Source organism: Nocardia tenerifensis NBRC 101015, from assembly GCF_000308715.1.
In the GTDB taxonomy this organism is placed as follows: domain Bacteria; phylum Actinomycetota; class Actinomycetes; order Mycobacteriales; family Mycobacteriaceae; genus Nocardia; species Nocardia tenerifensis.
In genome coordinates this window covers 1-18,685 of sequence record NZ_BAGH01000144.1, presented here as the reverse complement: position 1 = coordinate 18,685, position 18,685 = coordinate 1, and the positions used below count along the sequence as shown (strand labels likewise).

The following is an 18,685-nucleotide window of genomic DNA, read 5'->3' as shown; positions in this document are numbered from 1 at the left end:
GGCCAGGGCCGCGGGCGCGGACAGCCCGCGCGACCTGGTGCAGATGTGCGGGATGGGCCTGGTCGTCGGGCAGGACGACCAGGTCTGTGAACTGGCCGGCGAGTTGATCGCCGAGTGCCGCGAGCAGGGCCGGATCGCCCTGCTGCCCACGCTGCTGTTCTTCCGCGCCGAGGCCGAGGTGTTCCTCGGCAGGCCGGGCGAGGGCCGCGTCGCCGCGACCGAGGGACTGCGCATCGCGACCGACCTCGGGCACGGCCAGTGGATCAGCCAGCTCTCCGCCTATCTGGCCTATGTGGCTGCGCTGGAAGGAGATTCGGAGCAGTGCCGGGAGCTGGTCGACCGGGCGCTGGCCGAGGAGTTCGGCGGCGACGCCGCGCCGGGCGCGCCGTGGACGCACGCCGCGCTCGGCCTGCTCGAGCTCGGCCTCGGCAAGGTGGACGGCGCGCTCGCCCGGCTGGAACTGCTCACCGTCGAGCCCGCGCGGCATCACGTGGTCGGGCTGCGGGCGCTGCCCGACCTGATCGAGTCGGCGGTCCGGCTCGGCGCCCCGGACCGCGCGGGCGACGCGCTGGACCGGCTGACCGACTGGGCGCGGTCCGCGCGACAGGACTGGGTCGAGGCGCTCGCGCTGCGCTGCCGCGCCCTGCTCGACGACGCGAACGCCGAACGGCACTACCCGGCGGCGCTGCGGCTCGGCGGCAGACCGTTCGAGCAGGCCAGAACCCAGCTGCTGTACGGAGAGTGGTTGCGGCGCAACCGCCGCAAGGCCGACGCGCGGACCCAGTTGCAGCCCGCGCTGGAGACCTTCGAGCGGATCGACGCGGGGCCGTGGGCGCAGCGCGCCCGCACCGAACTCGGGGCGCTCGGCGTCGGCACGTCGGCCAAACCCGCCCACGGCGTGCTGGCCACGCTCACGCCGCAGGAGTTGCAGATCGTGCGATTGGCGGCGCGGGGCATGTCCAATCGGGACATCGCCGCGCAGTTGTTCCTCAGCCCGCGCACCGTCGGCCATCACCTGTACAAGGCGTATCCGAAGCTCGGCGTGCTGTCGCGAGGTGAACTCGCGGATCTACCGCTGGACGCGGATTAGCGCACTCGATCGCCCGCGCGGCGCGCGACGGCCAGCCCGACGAGCCAGCGGGTCGCGCCGACCGCGGCGGCGACCAGCACGGCCACCTGCGGTGACCCGGTGATCACGGCGAGAATCAGACAGGTCACCAGCGCGGCGGCCAGCGCCTCGAGCTTGTAGAGCGGCCACGCGGTGCCCGCGATGTCGACCGTCGCGGAGCGGGCCGACGGGTGAACAACTGCCATCCAGTAAGGATATACGGACGGCGAAGTTCGGTCCACCAAACTTTATGTCGCCGGGAACACAGTCGGACCCCGCCGCGTTTGCGCAGGTATGCCACTGACAGGAGAGTACGAACCGAGCACGTCCGACTGGGCCCGCGAACAGGCCGAGACGTATGAGAAGTCCGGCGGTACCGACGGCACCAGCCTGCAGGGAAAACCGGTCATCCTGCTGACCACGAAGGGTGCCAAGTCCGGCAAGCTGCGCAAGACCCCGCTGATGCGGGTGGAGCACAACGGCGAATACGCGGTGGTCGCCTCGCTGGGCGGCGCGCCGAAGCACCCCGTCTGGTACTACAACATCAAGGCCGAGCCGCACGTCGAGCTGCGCGACGGCGAGGTGAACAAGGACTACACCGCCCGCGAGGTCTTCGGCGAGGAGCGCCAGGTGTGGTGGGACCGGGCCGCCGAGGTCTGGCCGGACTACAACGAATACACCAAGAAGACCGACCGGGTGATTCCGGTCTTCGTGCTGACACCCCGGTAGCGAGCGCCTTCGCCCGCCCGGCGTTTCCTCCCGGCACCGCCACCCGCCGCGTCCGGCCGACGCGGCGGGTGGCAGCATATTTCGGGTGTCCAACCCGCTTGATGTCATCGACGCACTGTCCACTTCTCGTCCCGCGCTGAGCGCGGACGAGATCGACGCTGCCGCCGAGCGGATCGCCGACATTATCGAGCCGACTCCGCTGCAGCGCAGCGAGCGGCTCTCGCGGCTCACCGGAGCGGACGTCTACCTCAAGCGCGAGGACCTCTCCGCGGTCCGCTCCTACAAGCTGCGCGGGGCCTACAACCTGGTGGTGCAGCTGACCGAGAGCGAGCGCGCCGCCGGCGTCGTGGCGGCCAGCGCGGGCAACCACGCGCAGGGCGTGGCGTTCGCCTGCCACGCGATGGGCATCAAGTGCCGCATCTACGTACCGACCACGACTCCCCGGCAGAAGCGCGACCGCATTCGCGTGCACGGCGGCGAGTTCGTCCAGCTGATCGCGGTCGGCGAGACCTATGACGCCGCCGCCGCGGCCGCCGCCGACGACGTCGAGCGCACCGGCGCGACCATGGTGCCGCCGTTCGACGACGTGCGCACCGCGGCCGGGCAGGGCACCATCGCCCGGGAGATCCTCGAGCAGCTCGGCGCCTCGCCCGATCTGGTGATCGTGCCCGTGGGCGGCGGCGGCTGCCTGGCCGGGATCGGCACCTACCTGCGGGAACGGTCGCCGCACTCGGCATTGCTCGGCGTGGAGCCGGCCGGGGCCGCCTCGATGACCGCGGCGCTGGTCGCGGGCGGGCCGGTGACCCTGCCGGAGATCGACCCGTTCGTCGACGGCGCCGCCGTGCGCCGGATCGGCGGCGTGCCGTTCGCCGCCGTCGCCGGGTTCGGCGGGCGGGTGGTCTCGCACGCCTCGTTGCCGTTACTGACCACCACCGAGTCGCCCAGCGGCACAAGCGCTTTCCGGATGATGCAGGTCGACGAGGGCGCGATCTGCACGACCATGCTCGACCTGTACCAGAACGAGGGCATCATCGCCGAACCCGCGGGCGCGCTGGCGGTCACGGCGCTCACCGAGGTCGCGGTCGAGCCGGGGTCGACGGTGGTGTGCCTGGTCTCCGGCGGCAACAACGACGTGTCGCGCTACGGCGAGGTCATCGAACGCTCGCTGGTGCACCGGGGGCTGAAACACTATTTCCTGGTGGACTTTCCGCAGGAGCCGGGCGCGCTGCGGCGCTTCCTGGACGAGGTGCTCGGGCCGGACGACGACATCACCATGTTCGAGTACGTCAAGCGCAACAACCGCGAAACCGGTGCGGCGCTGGTCGGTATCGAGCTCGGCGCGCCGGAAGGGCTGGGCGCGTTGCTGGAACGGATGGCCGAGTCCCCGATCCAGTGCGAGCGACTGGAACCGGGCTCGCCCGCCTACCGCTACCTGACCTGAGCCTGCCTACGCCGCCGCCTCGCGCGTCTGCTCCACGGGGATGCGCCGGGTGGCGCGCAGGCAGTTCAACACCCGCGGCAGCAGCCAGAAGGCCGCGGACTGGTCGTAGGACAGCTGGGCCGCCGACAGCCGGTTGTGCACGAAGCCGACCGAGAGACCCAGCCGCGGTTCGGCCCAGCCGAAGGAGCCGCCGAGGCCGATGTGGCCGAAACCCGCTCGGGCGCCGGGCATCGGCAGCGAGTGGTAGCCGAGCCGCCACATCATCGGCGCGTAGAACAGCGCGCTGTCGAGCCGGTAGGACTGGATTCGCCTGATCTCCTTGATGGTTCGCGGGCTGAGGTAGGTATCGCCCTCCACCACACCGTTGTTCGCGAGCGCGCTGTACATGGTGGCCAAGGCCGACGCGGTGCAGACGCCGTTGCCCGCGCCGAGTTCGGTCCGCAGGATGGGCGGGTCCTGCCCCTCCAGGATGGTCTCCAGGCCGGGCAGGAACAGGCAGCGGGTCGCGGCGCCGAGCGCGCCCGGGATCAGGTGACTGCGGCCCAACACCATTGCGCCGAGCGGCTTTCCGGCCAGACTCAGCTGGGAACCCGCCAGCGGGGCGTAGGTGGTCGGCGCGGCGGCCGGCGGCAGGCCTAGGTGGATACCGTCGACGCCGAGCGGCTCGGCGACCTCCGTGCGGAACAGCTCCGCCATGCCGCGGCCGGTGATCGCGCGCGCGAGCCCGGCCATGAGCCAGCCGAAGGTGAGCGCGTGGTAGGCCGGAACACCGCGCAGGCGATCGGGTTTCGCGGCGGCGAGGCGCCGCTCCATCAGCTCGTGGTCGAGCACGTCGTCGAGGCCGGTGGCGATCGGGGCGAGGGCGGACAGGCCCGCGCTGTGCGTCATCGCCTGGCGCACGGTGATTTTGCCCTTGCCGTTGGCGGCGAACTCCGGCCAGTACTCGGCGACCGGCGCGGCGTAGTCGATCAGGCCGCGGTCGGCGAGGCGGTGGATGACGGTGGCGGTGATGCCCTTCGTCGCGGAGAAGATGATCGAGCCGGTGTCCTGCGTCCACGGGCCGGTGCCCGCGGACCCGGTCCAGACGTCGACGAGCGGCTCGCCGTGCAGGTGCACCGCCAGCGCGCCGCCCGCGTCGCGGCGATGTCCGAAGGTCCGGTCGAAGGCGCGGACCAGTGGGGCGAACTCGGCGGTCGCGCTGCCGCCCATTCCGGTCGGGATGGGCGCCGGATCCCCCGAAGCGTCGTTGCTCATCTTCCTACGGTAATAGCGAAGGCGCACCCCGGCAATGCGTCTGTCTCGGACAGTGCTCTATCGTGACTTTCCCGCAATCGGTGGCGGGCCGGTTGTGCGGACTCGCCGTCAGCGGTCCGCGAGGATCGCGAAGGAGTGCGCGGGAATCGTTGTCGCCGTTGGCCCTTCGGTCGGCGGCTCCCACGACAGCAGCGAGAAGCCGGTGACCGGCACGATGACCTGGTCCTCGGACAGGTTGCACACCAGCTTCAGCGCGCCACGGCGCAGCACGATCCAGCGCGCGTTCTCGTCGTAGTCGACCGAGAGGTGGGTCAGCCAGGGGTCGGTGAGCTCCGGGCGCTCCCGGCGCAGAGCCAGCAGCTTTCGGTAGCAAGCGAGTAGCCGGACGTGGCGGGACTCCTCGAGCTCGGCCCAGTTCAGCTTCGAGCGCAGGAACGTCGCCGGGTCCTGCGGGTCGGGAACCTCGTCGGTGCTCCAGCCGTGCTCGGCGAACTCGGCCTTGCGGCCGTCGGCGGTGGCGGCGGCGATCACCGGGTCGGTGTGCGAGGTGAAGAACTGGAACGGGGTGCGCGCGCCCCACTCCTCCCCCATGAACAGCATCGGCGTGTACGGCGAGCACAGCACGAGCGCCGCCTTGACGGCCAGTTGGCCGTCGGTGAGGTTGACGCTCGGGCGGTCGCCGAGGGCGCGGTTGCCGATCTGGTCGTGGTTGCAGGTGTAGGCGAGCAGCGCGCTCGCCGGGATGAGCGCGGTGTCGAGCGGGCGGCCGTGGGTGCGGCCGCGGAAGCTGGAGAACGTCGCGGCGTGGAAGAAGCCGTGCGTCAGCGTGTGGGCCAGGCAGCGCAGCGAGCCGAAATCGGCGTAGTAGCCCTGCCGTTCGCCGGAGACCGCGGTGTGGATGGCGTGGTGCAGGTCGTCGCTCCACTGGCCGGTCAGTCCGTAGCCGCCCGCGGCGCGCGGGGTGATCAGGGTGGGGTCGTTGAGGTCGCTCTCCGCGACGAGGGTGAGCGGCCTGCGCACGTGGGCCGCGAGACGCGTTGTCTCGGTGGGCAGTTCGGCGAGCAGGTGGTTCGCGGTGCGGTCGACGAGCGCGTGCACGGCGTCCAGTCGCAGCGCGTCGATGTGGAAGTCGCGCAGCCAGCGCAGTGCGTTGCCGATGATGTGGCGGCGCACCTCGTCCGAGTCGGGGCCGTCCAGGTTGAGGCTCTGCCCCCACGTGTTGCGGCCCTCGGTGAGGTAGGGCGCGAAGCGCGGCAGGTAGTTGCCGGAGGGGCCGAGGTGGTTGTAGACCACGTCGAGCGCGACCGCCAAACCTTTTGTGTGGCAAGCGTTCACGAAGCGCTGCAGGCCGTCGGGGCCGCCGTAGGGTTCGTGCACCGCGTACCAGAGCACGCCGTCGTAGCCCCAGTTGTGCGGGCCGTCGAAGGCGTTGACGGGCATGAGCTCGACCACGGTCGCGCCGAGATCGACCAGGTGGTCGAGGCGTTCGATGGCGGAGTCGAAAGTTCCTTCCGGCGTGAAGGTTCCGACGTGCAGCTCGTAGTACACCGCGCCCGCCAGGGGCCGGCCGGTCCAGTCCGCGTCCGTCCACACCGACGGATCGAGGCTGTGCAAGGCCGATCGCTCGTGCACGCCGTCGGGCTGCCGAGCCGACCGCGGGTCCGGCAGCACCGTCGGATCGTCGTCGAGCAGGAAGCCGTAGCGAGCCCCGCTCGCGGCGGTCACCTCCGCTCGCCACCATCCGCCGCCGCTCCGGCTCATCTCATGAACCGCGCCGTCCAGGTCCAACCGCACCCGCTCCGGTCGCGGTGCCCACACCTCGAACAAGGTCACCACGCCAGCATTCCACGTGCGCCCGTGGCCGTCAGGTCGCACCGCGGGTTTGCGCTCCAGTGACTTGCGCCTCGTCGACGATCGCGAACGAGTCGTGCAGCGAGCGGCCGAAAGGTCACGCTCCGAGAACGCGGGTTCGCGTTCGGTTCCATCGTCGGCGGACGGTCGGGCGGGCCACTTGATCGGCGGGGAACACGGCGCACAGCGTAGTCAGGACCGCGCCAGGCCGGGCAGTCGCGGGATCGAGTCCACCAGCCTGCGGGTGTACTCGTGTCGCGGTGCGTCGAATACCGCGTCCACCTCACCGGATTCGACGATGCGGCCATCTTTCATGACGACCACCCGGTCCGCGGCGTGGTGTACCACCCCGAGGTCGTGCGAGATGAGCAGCAGCGCGGTGCCGAACTGTGCTTGCAGCACCGCCAGCAGGTCGAGTATCTGCGCCTGCACCGAGACGTCGAGCGCCGATACCGGCTCGTCGGCGACGAGCAAGGCCGGGCGGGGTGCGATGGCGCGGGCGATGGCGACGCGTTGCCGTTGCCCACCCGAGAGGGTACGGGGATGACGATCGAGGACGTCGCGGCCGAGTTGCACCGCGTCGAGTATCTCTCGCACGCGATCCGCGCGAGCGCGGCCGCGAACGCCGACCGTGTCCAGGCTTTCGCCGATGATGCGTTCGACGGTGTAGCGCGGGTCGAAGGAGCTCAGCGGGTCTTGGGCGATCAATTGCGCGGTGCCGCGATGGCGGCGCAGTTCGCGTTCGGAGTACTCGCTCCAGGGTTCTCCGTCGACGACGACGCGGCCGGAGGTCGGCGCGATGAGGCGCAACGCGAGCCGGGCCGTGGTCGTCTTGCCGGAGCCCGACTCACCGACGATGCCGAGCGTCTCACCGGCGAACAGGTCGAAGTCGACCCCGTCGACCACGGTGCGGGCGACCGGCCCGCTGCCGTACGTCTTCCGCAGACCCTGTACCGACAACACGACTCGGGTCTCGTCCACCGTGCGCGGCGGCAATGGCCTGCGGTCGTGCACCTCGATGCCGGCCGGCGGATCGTCGGGGATCGACAACGCCGTACCGCGTGAATCGGCGGACGGCACGGCGGCGAGCAGTCGTTTCGTGTAGCTGTGCGTCGGTCGCGTCAGGACATCCCGGGTACTGCCCTGCTCGACGACCGTACCGTCCTTCATGACCAGCACTCGATCGGCCAACTCCGCGACCACCGCGAGATCGTGGCTGATCAGCAGCAGTGCGTTACCCGCCGCCTTGCGCTGGCGAAGCAGCTCCAGGATCTGTTGTTGCACAGTCACATCGAGGGCGGTGGTCGGCTCGTCGGCGATGATCAGTCGCGGATCGCCCGCGATCGCCGTCGCGATCAGCACCCGCTGGCGCAGCCCGCCGGACAGCTCGTGGGGGTACTGGCGCAATCGCCGTTCCGGTTCGGGAACCCCCACATCGGTGAGCAACCGCACGCTGCGCGCGGTGAGCGCCCGCCCGCGCAGGTCGGTCAGCGCGCGTTGCGCCTGCGCCAGCGTCGCGCCGATCGTGCACAGCGGATCGAGGGACACCAGCGCGTCCTGAAGGACGAACCCGATGTCGGAGCCGCGGATCCGACGCCACTGCCGCTCGCGATACGCACGCGCGTTCTGCCCGAAGAGTTCGAGACTGTCCGCGCGGACCGCGGCGCCGGGTCCGGACAGACCGACGAGGGCGCGCGCGGTCACCGACTTGCCGGAACCCGACTCCCCGACGAGCGCGACGACTTCACCCGGCTCGATCCGCAGATCGATACCGTGCACTACCTCGCGCAGGCCCGCGCTCGCCGGAAACCCGATACGCAGATTCGTGATCGAGACCAGACTCATGACGACCTTCCGTCGTAGTGCCGTTGCCAGGACCGCCCGAGCGAACTCACGGCGATGACCGTTGCGGTGACCGCCACGCCGGGCAGCACCGCGATCCACCAGGCGTTACGCAGATAGTTGCGTCCCTCGGCGAGCATGGCGCCCCATTCCGGTTCGGGCGGTTGCGGTCCCATCCCCAGGAAGCTCAGGCCCGCCGCGCCCAGAATCGCGGTGCCGAGGCCGATGGTGGCCAGGATCGGCACCTGGGCCACCGCGTGCGGCAGCACATGCCTGCGTACCAGCGTGGCCCGGGTGAGCCCGAAGGTGCGGGCCTGCTCGACGTACCCCGACTCCTGGACGACGAGGGTCTGCGCGCGCACCACCCGGGCGAACCGCGGAATGGAGGCGATCCCGAGCGCGAAGATCAGGTTCGTCGTCCCCGGTCCGGTGAACGAGATAAGGACCAGTGCGAGCAGGAGATCGGGGAAGGCGGAGACCACGTCGAGCACGCGCGTGATCAGCTCGTCGAGCGCCCCGCGCGCCAATCCGGCCAGCAGGCCGAGCGCCGTGCCGACCAGCACCGCGATCGCGACGGCGGTGACGCCGATGAGCAGCGAGTAGCGCGCGCCGTGGACCACCCGGGTGAAGACGTCGCGCCCCAGGTGATCGGTGCCGAACCAGTGCTCCGCGCTCGGCGCGAGCTGGGCGGCGAGTGGATCGGCGGCCAGCGGGTCGGCACCGGCCAGCACGGCGGGCGCGATCACCGCGACGGCGACCAGGCCGACCGTCGCCGCTGCCACGGCGACACCCGGCGTGACGCCGAAACTCCTTGCCCGCGTAACTATCCGAGCGACGGCCACGCGGGGCGAACCGGCGATCGTCATCGTCGCTCCCCTCCTCCGGACTCCCGGCGCAGTCGCGGGTCCAGCCACAGATACAGCAGGTCGACCAGCGTGCTGATCACCACGTACACCGTCGCCGACAGGATGGCGACCGCGAGCACCACCGGAAGATCCTGTGCGAGAACGGCTTCCACCGTCACACGGCCGAGACCCGGCCTGCCGAAGACCTCTTCGACGATCACCGCCCCGCCCAGCAGTCCGCCGACCAGCCAGCCGGTCAGGGTCACCGCGGGCAGTGCGGCGTGGCGCAGCCCGTGCCGCAGGCGCAGCTCGGTCTCGCTCACCGACCACGAGCGCACCGTCACCGCGAACGGCTCGTCCAGCGCCCGCTCCAGGCCGTCGCGCAAGACCTGGGCGATGACCGCACCGAGGGACAGACCGAGCGCGACGGCGGGCAGCACCAGGGCGGACAGCCCCTTGTTCGCCGCCACCGGGAAGATCTTCCACTGGAAGCTGAACACCGAGAGCAGCACGATGCCGAGCCAGAACGAGGGCGTCGAGATCAGCGCCAGCTCAACGGCGTTCGCGACGGCACGTGCTCGCGGCCGCCGCGCGCTGGTCGTCGCGACGACCACCGCGAAGACCACCGCCACCAGCAGCGCGGCCCCCGTGAGCGCGAGCGTCGGCCCGGCCTGCGAGCCGATGACCTCCGACACCGGCCGTTGCAGCACGTAGGAGCGCCCGAAGTCCCCGTGCGCCACATTCCACAGATACCTGCCGTACTGCACGATCGCGGGGCTGTCGAGCCCCCACTCGGCGCGGATAGCCGCCTCGACCTCCGGGGTACGCGGCTGCTCGCCGAGCAACACGTCGACCGTGTCGCCCGGCGCGAGCCGCACGCCGAGGAAGGACAGGGTGGCCGCGCCCCACAGCACGCCGGCGCCCGAGATCAACCGCAGCAGAATGCGTTTCGCGATCCGAAAGCGTGCGTCCGGAGCGGGGTCGGCGGGGAGTTCGACCGCCTGCTGTGCGGCGATGTCGAGCGTCATGGACACCACGCCGGTTCGGCTCGCCCGCCCACCGCGTCAGCCACGATCGATCCAGATGTCGTAGGCGTTCTCCACCAGTTGCTTGTAGGGGCGGAAACCCGCGCCGTGCACGTGCGCGGCGGCCGCGATCTGATTTTCCGGAATGTAGAGCGGCAGCCCATAAGCCTTGTCCACGAGCGCGAATCGCTGCAACTGCGCATACTGCTTGGCGCGCTCGGCGGTGTCGACCGTCGCGGCGGCGGCCTGGAGCCAGCCGGACAGTTCGGGGTCGGTGGCCCGGCTGTAGTTGAGCGTTCCCTTGGTTGTCGGTGGGTACCAATGGTTTTCGATGTCGATGCCCCCGGTGAGGGTGTCGGAGTTGGCGATCGAGCCGAACGTGTTGTTCTTGCGCAGTTCGGCATACGTGCCGAGATCGACGTAGGACAGCTTCAGATCGATGCCCGCGTTCTGCTTGGCCTGTGCCTGCACGGCCTGCAACAGCACCTCACGCTGATCCCGGAGGGTGGACTGAGCCTGCACCAGGTCGATCGTCAGGCGCTGGCCGTTCTTGGTCCGGAATCCGTCGGAATCCCTTGCCGTCCAGCCTGCTTCGTCGAGCAGGCGGTTGGCGGCGTCCTTGTTCGGGCCGTAGCCGCCCTCGATGCTCTTGTCGTAGAACAGCGTATCGACGCTGGAGGCGATGCCCCAGCCGCGCGTGCGCTGGCCGCGATAGATCGACTTCAGCACCGCGTCGACGTCGACGGAGCTGTTCAGCGCCTTGCGAACCTTCTCGTCTACGGCCGGGCCGAAGGTGGCGTTCCAGTACAGCGTGTACGGGCTGCCGTTGTTCAGCGAACGCTGATAGCTGAAGCCCGAATCCGCGCCGAACAGCGGCGCGTCGTTACCGGACACCCCCTCGATGAGGTCGACCTGGCCGGAGGTGAGCGCGCCGGTGCGCACCGACGACTCGGGCAGGAACCGGTAGGTCAGCTCATCGAGGTAGGCCGGGCCCTGGTGGGCGGCGTTCTGCGGCGCCCAGTTGTAGTCCGGATTCTTCCTGAAGTGCAGCTCCTGACCCTTGACGTAGCGGTCGAGGATGAAGGGCCCGGTGCCCGCGATCTCGGGTCCGCCCGCTTTGAGCTGTGGCTTGTCGAACGCGGCCGGGGAGATGATGTCGAAGCCGGAGGCGAAGTCGAGGAACGGCCCGTAGGGGTTCTTCAGGGTGAAGACGACCGTGCGCTCGTCGCGCGCAATCACCCCGGCGAGGTTGGACAGCGGTCCGGAGGAGAACCCGCCGGAGTAGGCCACGTCCTGCATGGTGGTGAAGTTGCGGGCCACCGCCGCCGCGGTCAGCGGATTGCCGTCGGTGAACTTCACCCCCTCGCGCAGGGTGAAGGTGTAGGTCAGCCCGTCGGCGGACACCTCGTGGCCGGTGGCCAGCCAGGGCACGTAGCCGCCGTCCGGCGTGCGCGCCAGGAGTGTTTCGAAGGTGTTGCGCAACAACAGCTTCGTGTTGCTCTGACCGTTGAGGTGGGGATTGAGCGTGGTCGGCTCCGTCTCCACACCCCAGACCAGCGAGCCGCCGCTCCTCGGTTGCGTCGAGGTGCCGGCCGTGGTGTCCGATCCACCGCATGCGGTCGCCAGTAGGGCTGTGGCCACCAGTAGCGCGGTCGCCAGTCGTCGGGTCCGCATCACAGTGCGGCACTCCTCTCTTCGATGAGGAACAGTGGTTGGTCGGCGGTGACGACCGCGCCTTCTGTCGCGGTCACGCGGACGATTCCGGGATGCGGCGCGGTCAACTCGTGCTCCATCTTCATGGCCTCGACCACGCCGAGAAGCTGGCCTTTCTCGACCCGCGCGCCCGATTCGACATGGAGCCGAACGATGGTGCCCGGCATCGGGGAACGGATCTCGGGGTCGGCCTCGGCGGCGCCGAACGAGCGATACTCCGCGTAGCGGACCTCCCTCGACACGCCCGCGACCTGGATGGCCCACGCCTCCCCGGCACGCCGGACCACACAGGGAATCGAGCCGACCGAGATCGTTTCGCCGCCGGTGCGGACACACGCGACACCCCGATCGGTGGTGTCCGCGCGCACCCGCACCGCGTCACCGTCGTATCCGTTGACGCGAATGGTGAACGGCCGCCCGTCGACGGACAGATCGATGCTGCCGAGATCGCGATCGGCGGGATCGAGCAGCGCGCGGTCGCCGACCGGTGCGCCGGCCGACCACGGTGTCGTGCGGTCGGGTGCGGTCAATGCGGCGGCTACCGCCAACGCGCCCAACAGATCTGGGTCCGCGAACTCCGCCGTCGGGTCGATCCGGTCCAGGTAGGCGGTGTCGTGTTCGACGGCCGCCACGATCGGCGAACCGAGTACGTGGCCGACGAACCCGAGGTTCGTGGAGATACCGGTCCAGCGCAGATCCGTGCAGGCCTGCCGGGCCGCCGCGAGTGCCTCGTCGCGGGTGGCGCCGGTGGCGACGAGTTTGGCGATCATGGGGTCGAATCCGCCGGTGACGTTCAGCCGGTGATCGAACGCGCGCTCGATGCGAACGTCCGGCCACTGCGTCACCTCGAGCGCACCCGGACACGGCAGGAAGGCCCGGAACGGATCCTCCGCGTACATCCGGACCTGAACCGAGGCGCCGGAGTAGGCGATCTGCTCCTGCGTGGCGGGCAACGGCTCACCCGAGGCGACCCGTAACTGCCAGTCCACCAGGTCGATACCGGTGATCTCCTCGGTGACCGTGTGCTCGACCTGTAGCCGCGTATTCATCTCGATGAAGAAGAACTCCTCGCCCACCAGCAGGAACTCGAAGGTGCCCGCGCCGACGTAGTTCAGCGCCCGCGCACCGCGCACCGCGGCGTCGAATATTCGCGCGCGGATGGTCTCCGGGATCCGCGGCGCGGGCGCCTCTTCGATCACCTTCTGGTGTCGCCGCTGCAAGGAGCAGTCCCGGTCGAAAAGGTGCACGGCGCTGCCGAATTCGTCGCCGAAGACCTGCACCTCGATGTGGCGCGCGTGCTCGACGTAGCGTTCCAGGTGCAGGCGGCCGTCGGCGAAGGCCGCTGTCGCGGTGCGCGTGGCCGAGGCCAGCGACTCCCGCAACTCTGCCTGGGAGCGCACCACCGACATCCCCTTGCCACCACCGCCACCGGCCGGTTTGACGATGAGGGGGTAGCCGACGTCCTCGGCGGCACTGGCCAAGGCATCGAGGTCATCGGTGGCCTGCCGGGTTCCGGGCAGCACCGGCACTCCCGCGTCGGCCAGCACCGTGCGGGCGGAGGCCTTGTCGGCCATGGTCTCGATGACCCGGGAACTCGGCCCGACGAACACCAATCCGGCGGACCGGACGGCGCGGGCGAAGCCGGCGTTCTCGGAGAGGAAGCCGTAGCCGGGATGCACGGCGTCACAGCCGGTTTCGGTGGCGGCACGCACCAGCGCGGCGGCATCGAGATGGCTGCCGACCTCGGGCAGTCGCACGGTCGCCACCGCGCCGTGGTGATAGGTCTCGTCGCGATCCTCGTCGACGCTCACGGTGACGTAGTCGATGCCGAGGCGGTCACAGGTGCGCGCGATCCGCGCCGCGACCTCGCCCCGATTCGCGATGAGCAGTGTCGTGATCACAGCCGGAACACCCCGAACGTGCTGGCGGTCGGCTGTGGCCGATCCCAGCGTTCGTGCGCCAGGGACAGGCACTGCGCGAGCCAGGTGCGCGTGTCCTCGGGCTCCACGACCGCGTCGATCCACATCCGCGCGGCGATATACGCCGGGTGCGACTGGCGTTCGAAGCTGTCGATGATCGGCTGCTTGATCGCCGCTTCCTCGTCCGCGCTCAGTTCCTTGCCCGCACGACGGAGCTTGTCGCGCTTGAGAATCGCCATCACCGCCGCCGCCTGCTCGCCGCCGACGCCGGTCGAGCGGGCGTTCGGCCACATGGCCATGAACTGCCCGCCCATCGAGCGGCCCGACATCGCGAAGTTGGCCGCCCCGAAACTTCCGCCGATCACCAGCGAGATCTTGGGCACCGTCGCGCACGAGACGGCATTGACCATTTTCGCGCCGTGCTTCGCGATGCCCGCGCGCTCGTATTGCTCGCCGACCATGAAGCCACTCACGTTGTACACGAACAACAACGGGATGCGGCGTTGATTGCAGATTTGAATGAAGTTGGTCGCCTTGAGCGCGCTGTCGGGGAAGATCACGCCCTGATTCGCGACTATGCCCACCTCGTATCCGGCGATCCGCGCCGTCGCGCACACCATGGTGATGCCGTAGTCCTTGCGGTACTCCGTCCACGATGTCGCGTCGACAACGCAGCGCAGGATCGCGCGAACGTTCATCTCCTTCTTCGTGGTGGCCGGAATCAGCGTGGGAAGCAACGCCGGATCGTCGGCCGGCTCGAGCGCCGCGAAGGCCGGTGGACGCACCGAGTCGCCCGGCGTGCGCGCGACGATGTCCCGCACCATCGCCAGCGCCTCCGCCTCGTTCGCGGCCAGATGGTCCGCGACGGCGGTCTCCCGCACGTGCAGGTCCGCGCCGCCGAGCGTTTGGGCGTCGACCTTGATGCCGGTGGCGGCCTCGACCAATTGCGGGCCGCCGAGAAAGACCGTGCTGAGGTCCTTCACCATGACGGTCTCATCGCACATCGCGGGGATGTAAGCGCCTCCCGCGGTGCATATTCCGAGCACGGCGGAGATCTGCGGCAGCCCGAGCGCGGACATCTCGGCGATATTGCGGAACATCTTTCCCAGATGCTCTTCGTCCGGGAAGATCTCTTCCTGCAACGGGAGATAGATACCGCCGGAGTCGGCGAGATAGACGCACGGCAGGCGGTACTCGCGAGCCAATTTCTGGCCGCGCAACTGCTTCTTGATGGTGAGCGGGTAGTACGTTCCGCCTTTGACGTGCGGGTCATTGGCGAACACCATGCAGGGGCGCCCGTGGATGCTGCCGATCCCGACGACGAGCGCGGCGGCGGGCAGATCGGTGTCGTACACGTCGTGCGCGGCGAGCAGGCCGATCTCCAGAAACGGTGTGCCCGGGTCGAGGAGGCGGTTCACCCGTTCCCGAACCGAGAGTTTGGCGTCGCCCTGCCTGCGGCGCGGTGCGACCACGCCGGCGTTGTGGTCGCGCAGCAGTCGGCGTTGCGCTTCGAATCCGGTGTTGTGTTCGATGGTCACGGTCATGCGGGTAGCTCCGCTCGATCCTGATGTGCGGCGAGACTTGCGTGCACGGTCTCGGCGAACCGGCGAATCGTCTCCGGCTCGAGATCGGCACGCAGCATGAGGCGCAGGCCCGCGCTGCCGCGGCGAATGATCGGAAAGAAGATGGGCGAGGTGTAGAAGCCCGCACCGAGCATGTCCCGCGCCACGGCGATGGTGCTGTCCTCCCGGCCGATATCGACGAATCGAATAGGCAGCCCGTCGCCCGCCAGGTCGGTGTCGACCAGCGAGTCGAAGAGCCGAATCCGTTCTTGCAGCGCGATTTGGCGTTCGTCGACCGTGCCGTCGTCGTGGAGATCGCAGGCCGCGATGATGGCGCCGAGCCCGGCCGTGTTGACCCGCTGGGACCACATCAGTGGCCCACTGGTGCGCAGCAGCGTGTTCTTCAGCGCATCGTCGCCGAGTGCCCCGAAGAAGATGACGCCGCCGCTCGCCCCGAAACCTTTGTTCAGCGAGGCGATCACGAGCGTCCGGTCCCGCCAGCCCTCGTAGGCGCCGAGGACATAACCCCGGCCGTTGGGGCCGAGGGTCGAGATGCCGTGCGCCTCATCGAAATACAGGAACAACCCGTAATCGTCCTGGAGCCGGAACAGCTCGTCCAGCGGCGCTCCCCCGCCCGTGCTGTAGACGCCGTCGGCGACGTAGGCGACGTGAGAATGGCTGCGGCACAACTCTTCCAGCGCGGCGATGTCGTTGTGCGCGATCGTGACCAGCTCGGTCTCGTCCGCGACGAGCGGCTTCATCGCGTTCAAGCAGAAGTGCGCGTTCTTGTCGAAGACGACCAGCGGCGGGTGTCCGTCGGTGAGCTCCCCCGATGCCAGCAGCGGCAGGGTCGCCCAGGCCGCGGCGGCACAGGAGGAGACCGTGACGGCCTGTGCGCCGAAGGTCCGAGACAGGCGCTGCTCGGCCTCCTCCAATAAGGAGAGCCGAATTCGCATGCGCGAGATGGAGGAATTGATCGTCGCGGTTTCGTCGAGTCCCCGATGGGCGCCCGCGATTATCCGAGGGTCACTGTCCAGGCCGAGATACGAGTACGACGAGAAATTGACTATCGTGCGGCCGTCACGGTCGTGCACGTGCCCGTCGCGCATGTCCGTCGCGACGATGTCGACCAGGCCGTGAGCTGCGCTGTCGTCCTAGAAGGAGTTGCTCAGATGCAACTGCCGACGGACATTGGCGAATTGATGATTAACCATTCCCCTTGTTTCCCTACCTTGGCATGCACGTCAATCGGTGAATCAGGAAGTAGTCGCAGGCCTTTCCGGCGCCGCTACCAGAAGTACGTTCACTGCGGCGAGCAGCGTGATGGCAATGGACCAGGCGATCAACCCGGTCAGGGATGGACCGGCCAGCGAGGCGATACCCGCCAGGCCCTGCTGGATCAGCGCGCACCAGGTGACCGCGATCGCCGCCCCGGAGACCAGGTGGCTGACCGCGTGCGCGGCGCTGTTGGGGAACAGGGTCGCCTGCCCGAAGGTGGTCGCTATGTAGCTGGCGAGAAAGATCGCGAGTGCGATCGGCCGGTGCGGCTCGAACACCCAGACAACGGTGATGAGCACGCAGCCGCCGAGCATGATCCACGCGCCCCGCCGCATCATGGCGCGCGCCCCGACGCGTCGGACGGCGCGCCGCACATAGGTCGCCCCCGCCAGGTAGGCCGCGCCGTACAAGACGCCGAAGAGGCCGAACACCCACGGCTGCAACGAGAATCGGTCCGTGAAGATGAACGCCGACTTCTGCTGGATCATGACGATGATGGCGAACCCGACACCGCCGGCGACCGCGCTGGCGACGAACACCCGGTCCGCGATCAGCCTGCGTATCGTGCCCTTGGCCGGGGTCTTCGCCGCCGGCCGCGGCAGCGAGATCCGCAGGGCGAGTGCGACGGGGACCGCGGCGAGTACGGCCAGCACCGCGAATCCGTATCGCCATCCCACCGTCGAGGTGATGACGCCGCCGATCACCTGCCCGCCGCCGAGCGCCACGACGAACGCCATCGACAACAGCGAGAGTTGGCGCGCGAGTTCGGCGCCCGAGAACAAGTCCTTGATCATCATCCGTGCGACCACGGCGATCCCGCCCGCGCCGATCGCCTGCACAACCCGCAGGCCCAGCAGTTCCGGCGCGTTCGTGATGAGCGCGAGGCCCGCGCTAGCGAGAATGAAGCACAATCCCGCCGCCACGAACGCGGGCACCCGCCCGAACCGTTCGGCCGCCCGCCCCCACGCGACCACCGGCAGCGCCGCGAACACCACGAAGACCGCCACCGACAATTGCAGCGTCCCGTCACCGGCGCCGATATCGGCGCCCAGCGCGGGCATACTCGGAAGATAAATGGTCGTCGCCATTTGCGCCGCCGCGACCGCGGTACACGCGGTCAACACAATGGAACGGCTGCCTACGGTCGGAGATAGAGCGCTTTCGGATTCCTGCCGCACAACCATTCAGAGCCCCCTCCCCTACACCCGATGGATGCGCGCCGCAGGCCAGTCGATGCCGGCATGTCGGCGTAGCGCTATGACAGAGTTCTATAGTCCGAGTTTCGGACCTGAAATATGGATACCGGTCGGGTCCCGGCGATGCGATAGTTAAAATCCTGTTGATTTTGCCGGAATGTTCTGTGGCGCAGGGTGTTCCGCACAATGGTCCCGGATGTGCGGGTGGGGTGGGGTCGGTCGCTGGCGTCGGTGGGCTCGGTCGGCGCTGCCGGACCGACCTGACGGATCGGCGTCCAGTTCTTTTGGGGGCGTGTGAGTTTCGGCCGAATGCCGCTATCGGCTGATGCACTCAGCTCGATAGTCTCGAGCGCTGGGGATCCATGGCGTAGTGGTTGAACACGCCACCCCGAAGACGAGGAAACGGCCATGGGGAACGCCTTATTCCGGCCGGTCATGTGGGACCCGCACGTCGCCGCCATCGCACGATCGACACAGGTCGACCGCGCCGGCCAGTTGCCTGGCGTCGAGGTGGCCGGACAAGCGAGAACAGCAGGAGTTGGCCAGGTGATCAGCGCCGAGCCCGCCGGGATCGCGACCGGGAAGTTCGGTCGTCTAGTCGTAGGCCGGACGCGGCACCGGCACGAACTTGCCGCCGAGCGGGGTGCACCGGCGCGAACTTGTCACCGGGCGGGGGCTGCACCGGCGCGAACTTGTCACCGGGCGGGGGCTGCACCGGCGCGAACTTGTCACCGGCCGGACCCGGCACCGGCACGAACTTGCCGCCGACCGGACCCGGCACCGGCACGAACTTGTCACCGACCGGACCCGGCACCGGCACGAACTTGCCGCCGACCGGACCCGGCACCGGCACGAACTTGTCACCGACCGGACCCGGCACCGGCACGAACTTGTCACCGACCGGACCCGGCACCGGCACGAA

At 69.2% G+C, this 18,685-nt stretch carries 13 protein-coding genes and 2 pseudogenes; 3 read left to right on the top strand and 12 right to left on the bottom strand.

Annotated features, from left to right (window positions below; all coding sequences use genetic code 11):
- The coding region (locus tag ON39_RS11645; RefSeq protein ID WP_040733571.1) for a helix-turn-helix transcriptional regulator at positions 1 to 1,090 on the top strand (1,090 nt) is incomplete at its 5' end.
- On the opposite strand, the gene ON39_RS11640 is transcribed toward ON39_RS11645, so the two are convergent.
- Positions 1,087 to 1,314: a hypothetical protein gene (locus ON39_RS11640; protein WP_040733567.1), complete on the bottom strand. Its 228-nt coding sequence runs from the start codon at positions 1,312 to 1,314 to the stop codon at positions 1,087 to 1,089. The two genes, ON39_RS11645 and ON39_RS11640, sit on opposite strands and share 4 nt — an antisense overlap.
- An 88-nt stretch (positions 1,315 to 1,402) precedes the next feature.
- On the opposite strand from ON39_RS11640, the gene ON39_RS11635 reads away from it, so the two are divergent.
- Both ON39_RS11635 and ilvA read left to right on the top strand, forming a co-directional pair.
- Positions 1,403 to 1,837, top strand: coding sequence for a nitroreductase family deazaflavin-dependent oxidoreductase (locus ON39_RS11635; protein WP_040733566.1), 435 nt, complete (start codon positions 1,403 to 1,405; stop codon positions 1,835 to 1,837).
- Between the two features lie 85 nt (positions 1,838 to 1,922).
- Positions 1,923 to 3,278: a threonine ammonia-lyase IlvA gene (gene ilvA, locus ON39_RS11630; RefSeq protein WP_040733565.1), complete on the top strand. Its 1,356-nt coding sequence runs from the start codon at positions 1,923 to 1,925 to the stop codon at positions 3,276 to 3,278.
- Between the two features lie 6 nt (positions 3,279 to 3,284).
- Here the strand turns inward: ilvA and ON39_RS11625 are convergent, their stop codons facing one another.
- From ON39_RS11625 to ON39_RS51150, 11 genes and pseudogenes are all read right to left on the bottom strand, one after another.
- Positions 3,285 to 4,532 carry a serine hydrolase domain-containing protein gene (locus tag ON39_RS11625; protein ID WP_040733563.1) on the bottom strand — a complete coding sequence of 416 codons (1,248 nt, stop codon included), beginning with the start codon at positions 4,530 to 4,532 and terminating at the stop codon, positions 3,285 to 3,287.
- A 108-nt stretch (positions 4,533 to 4,640) separates the two neighbouring features.
- Positions 4,641 to 6,365 (bottom strand): malto-oligosyltrehalose trehalohydrolase, encoded by a 1,725-nt coding sequence (gene treZ / locus ON39_RS11620; protein ID WP_040733569.1) that lies wholly within the window; start codon positions 6,363 to 6,365, stop codon positions 4,641 to 4,643.
- A gap of 210 nt (positions 6,366 to 6,575) precedes the next feature.
- A complete protein-coding gene (locus ON39_RS11615) occupies positions 6,576 to 8,228 on the bottom strand; it encodes a dipeptide ABC transporter ATP-binding protein (protein WP_040733562.1) in 1,653 nt (550 codons plus the stop codon).
- On the bottom strand, positions 8,225 to 9,091 hold the full coding sequence (locus ON39_RS11610) for an ABC transporter permease (RefSeq protein ID WP_040733561.1): 867 nt from the start codon (positions 9,089 to 9,091) through the stop codon (positions 8,225 to 8,227). The genes ON39_RS11615 and ON39_RS11610 overlap by 4 nt, the downstream gene beginning before the upstream one ends.
- Positions 9,088 to 10,098 carry an ABC transporter permease gene (locus ON39_RS11605; RefSeq protein WP_040733568.1) on the bottom strand — a complete coding sequence of 337 codons (1,011 nt, stop codon included), beginning with the start codon at positions 10,096 to 10,098 and terminating at the stop codon, positions 9,088 to 9,090. Before ON39_RS11605 ends, ON39_RS11610 begins: the two co-directional genes overlap by 4 nt.
- A 36-nt stretch (positions 10,099 to 10,134) precedes the next feature.
- Positions 10,135 to 11,769 carry an ABC transporter substrate-binding protein gene (locus ON39_RS11600; protein WP_040733560.1) on the bottom strand — a complete coding sequence of 545 codons (1,635 nt, stop codon included), beginning with the start codon at positions 11,767 to 11,769 and terminating at the stop codon, positions 10,135 to 10,137.
- Complete coding sequence (locus ON39_RS11595; protein ID WP_040733559.1) at positions 11,769 to 13,709, bottom strand: ATP-binding protein; 1,941 nt, start codon at positions 13,707 to 13,709, stop codon at positions 11,769 to 11,771. Before ON39_RS11595 ends, ON39_RS11600 begins: the two co-directional genes overlap by 1 nt.
- Positions 13,706 to 15,271, bottom strand: a complete 1,566-nt coding sequence (locus ON39_RS11590; protein WP_040733557.1) for a carboxyl transferase domain-containing protein — start codon at positions 15,269 to 15,271, stop codon at positions 13,706 to 13,708. The genes ON39_RS11595 and ON39_RS11590 overlap by 4 nt, the downstream gene beginning before the upstream one ends.
- Positions 15,268 to 16,428, bottom strand: a pseudogene (locus ON39_RS11585) (aminotransferase class I/II-fold pyridoxal phosphate-dependent enzyme); the annotation flags it as partial. The pseudogene ON39_RS11585 and the gene ON39_RS11590, both read right to left, overlap by 4 nt.
- 117 nt (positions 16,429 to 16,545) lie before the next feature.
- Positions 16,546 to 17,751 carry an MFS transporter gene (locus tag ON39_RS11580; protein ID WP_083894389.1) on the bottom strand — a complete coding sequence of 402 codons (1,206 nt, stop codon included), beginning with the start codon at positions 17,749 to 17,751 and terminating at the stop codon, positions 16,546 to 16,548.
- A gap of 562 nt (positions 17,752 to 18,313) precedes the next feature.
- A pseudogene (locus ON39_RS51150) lies at positions 18,314 to 18,685 on the bottom strand (hypothetical protein); the annotation flags it as partial.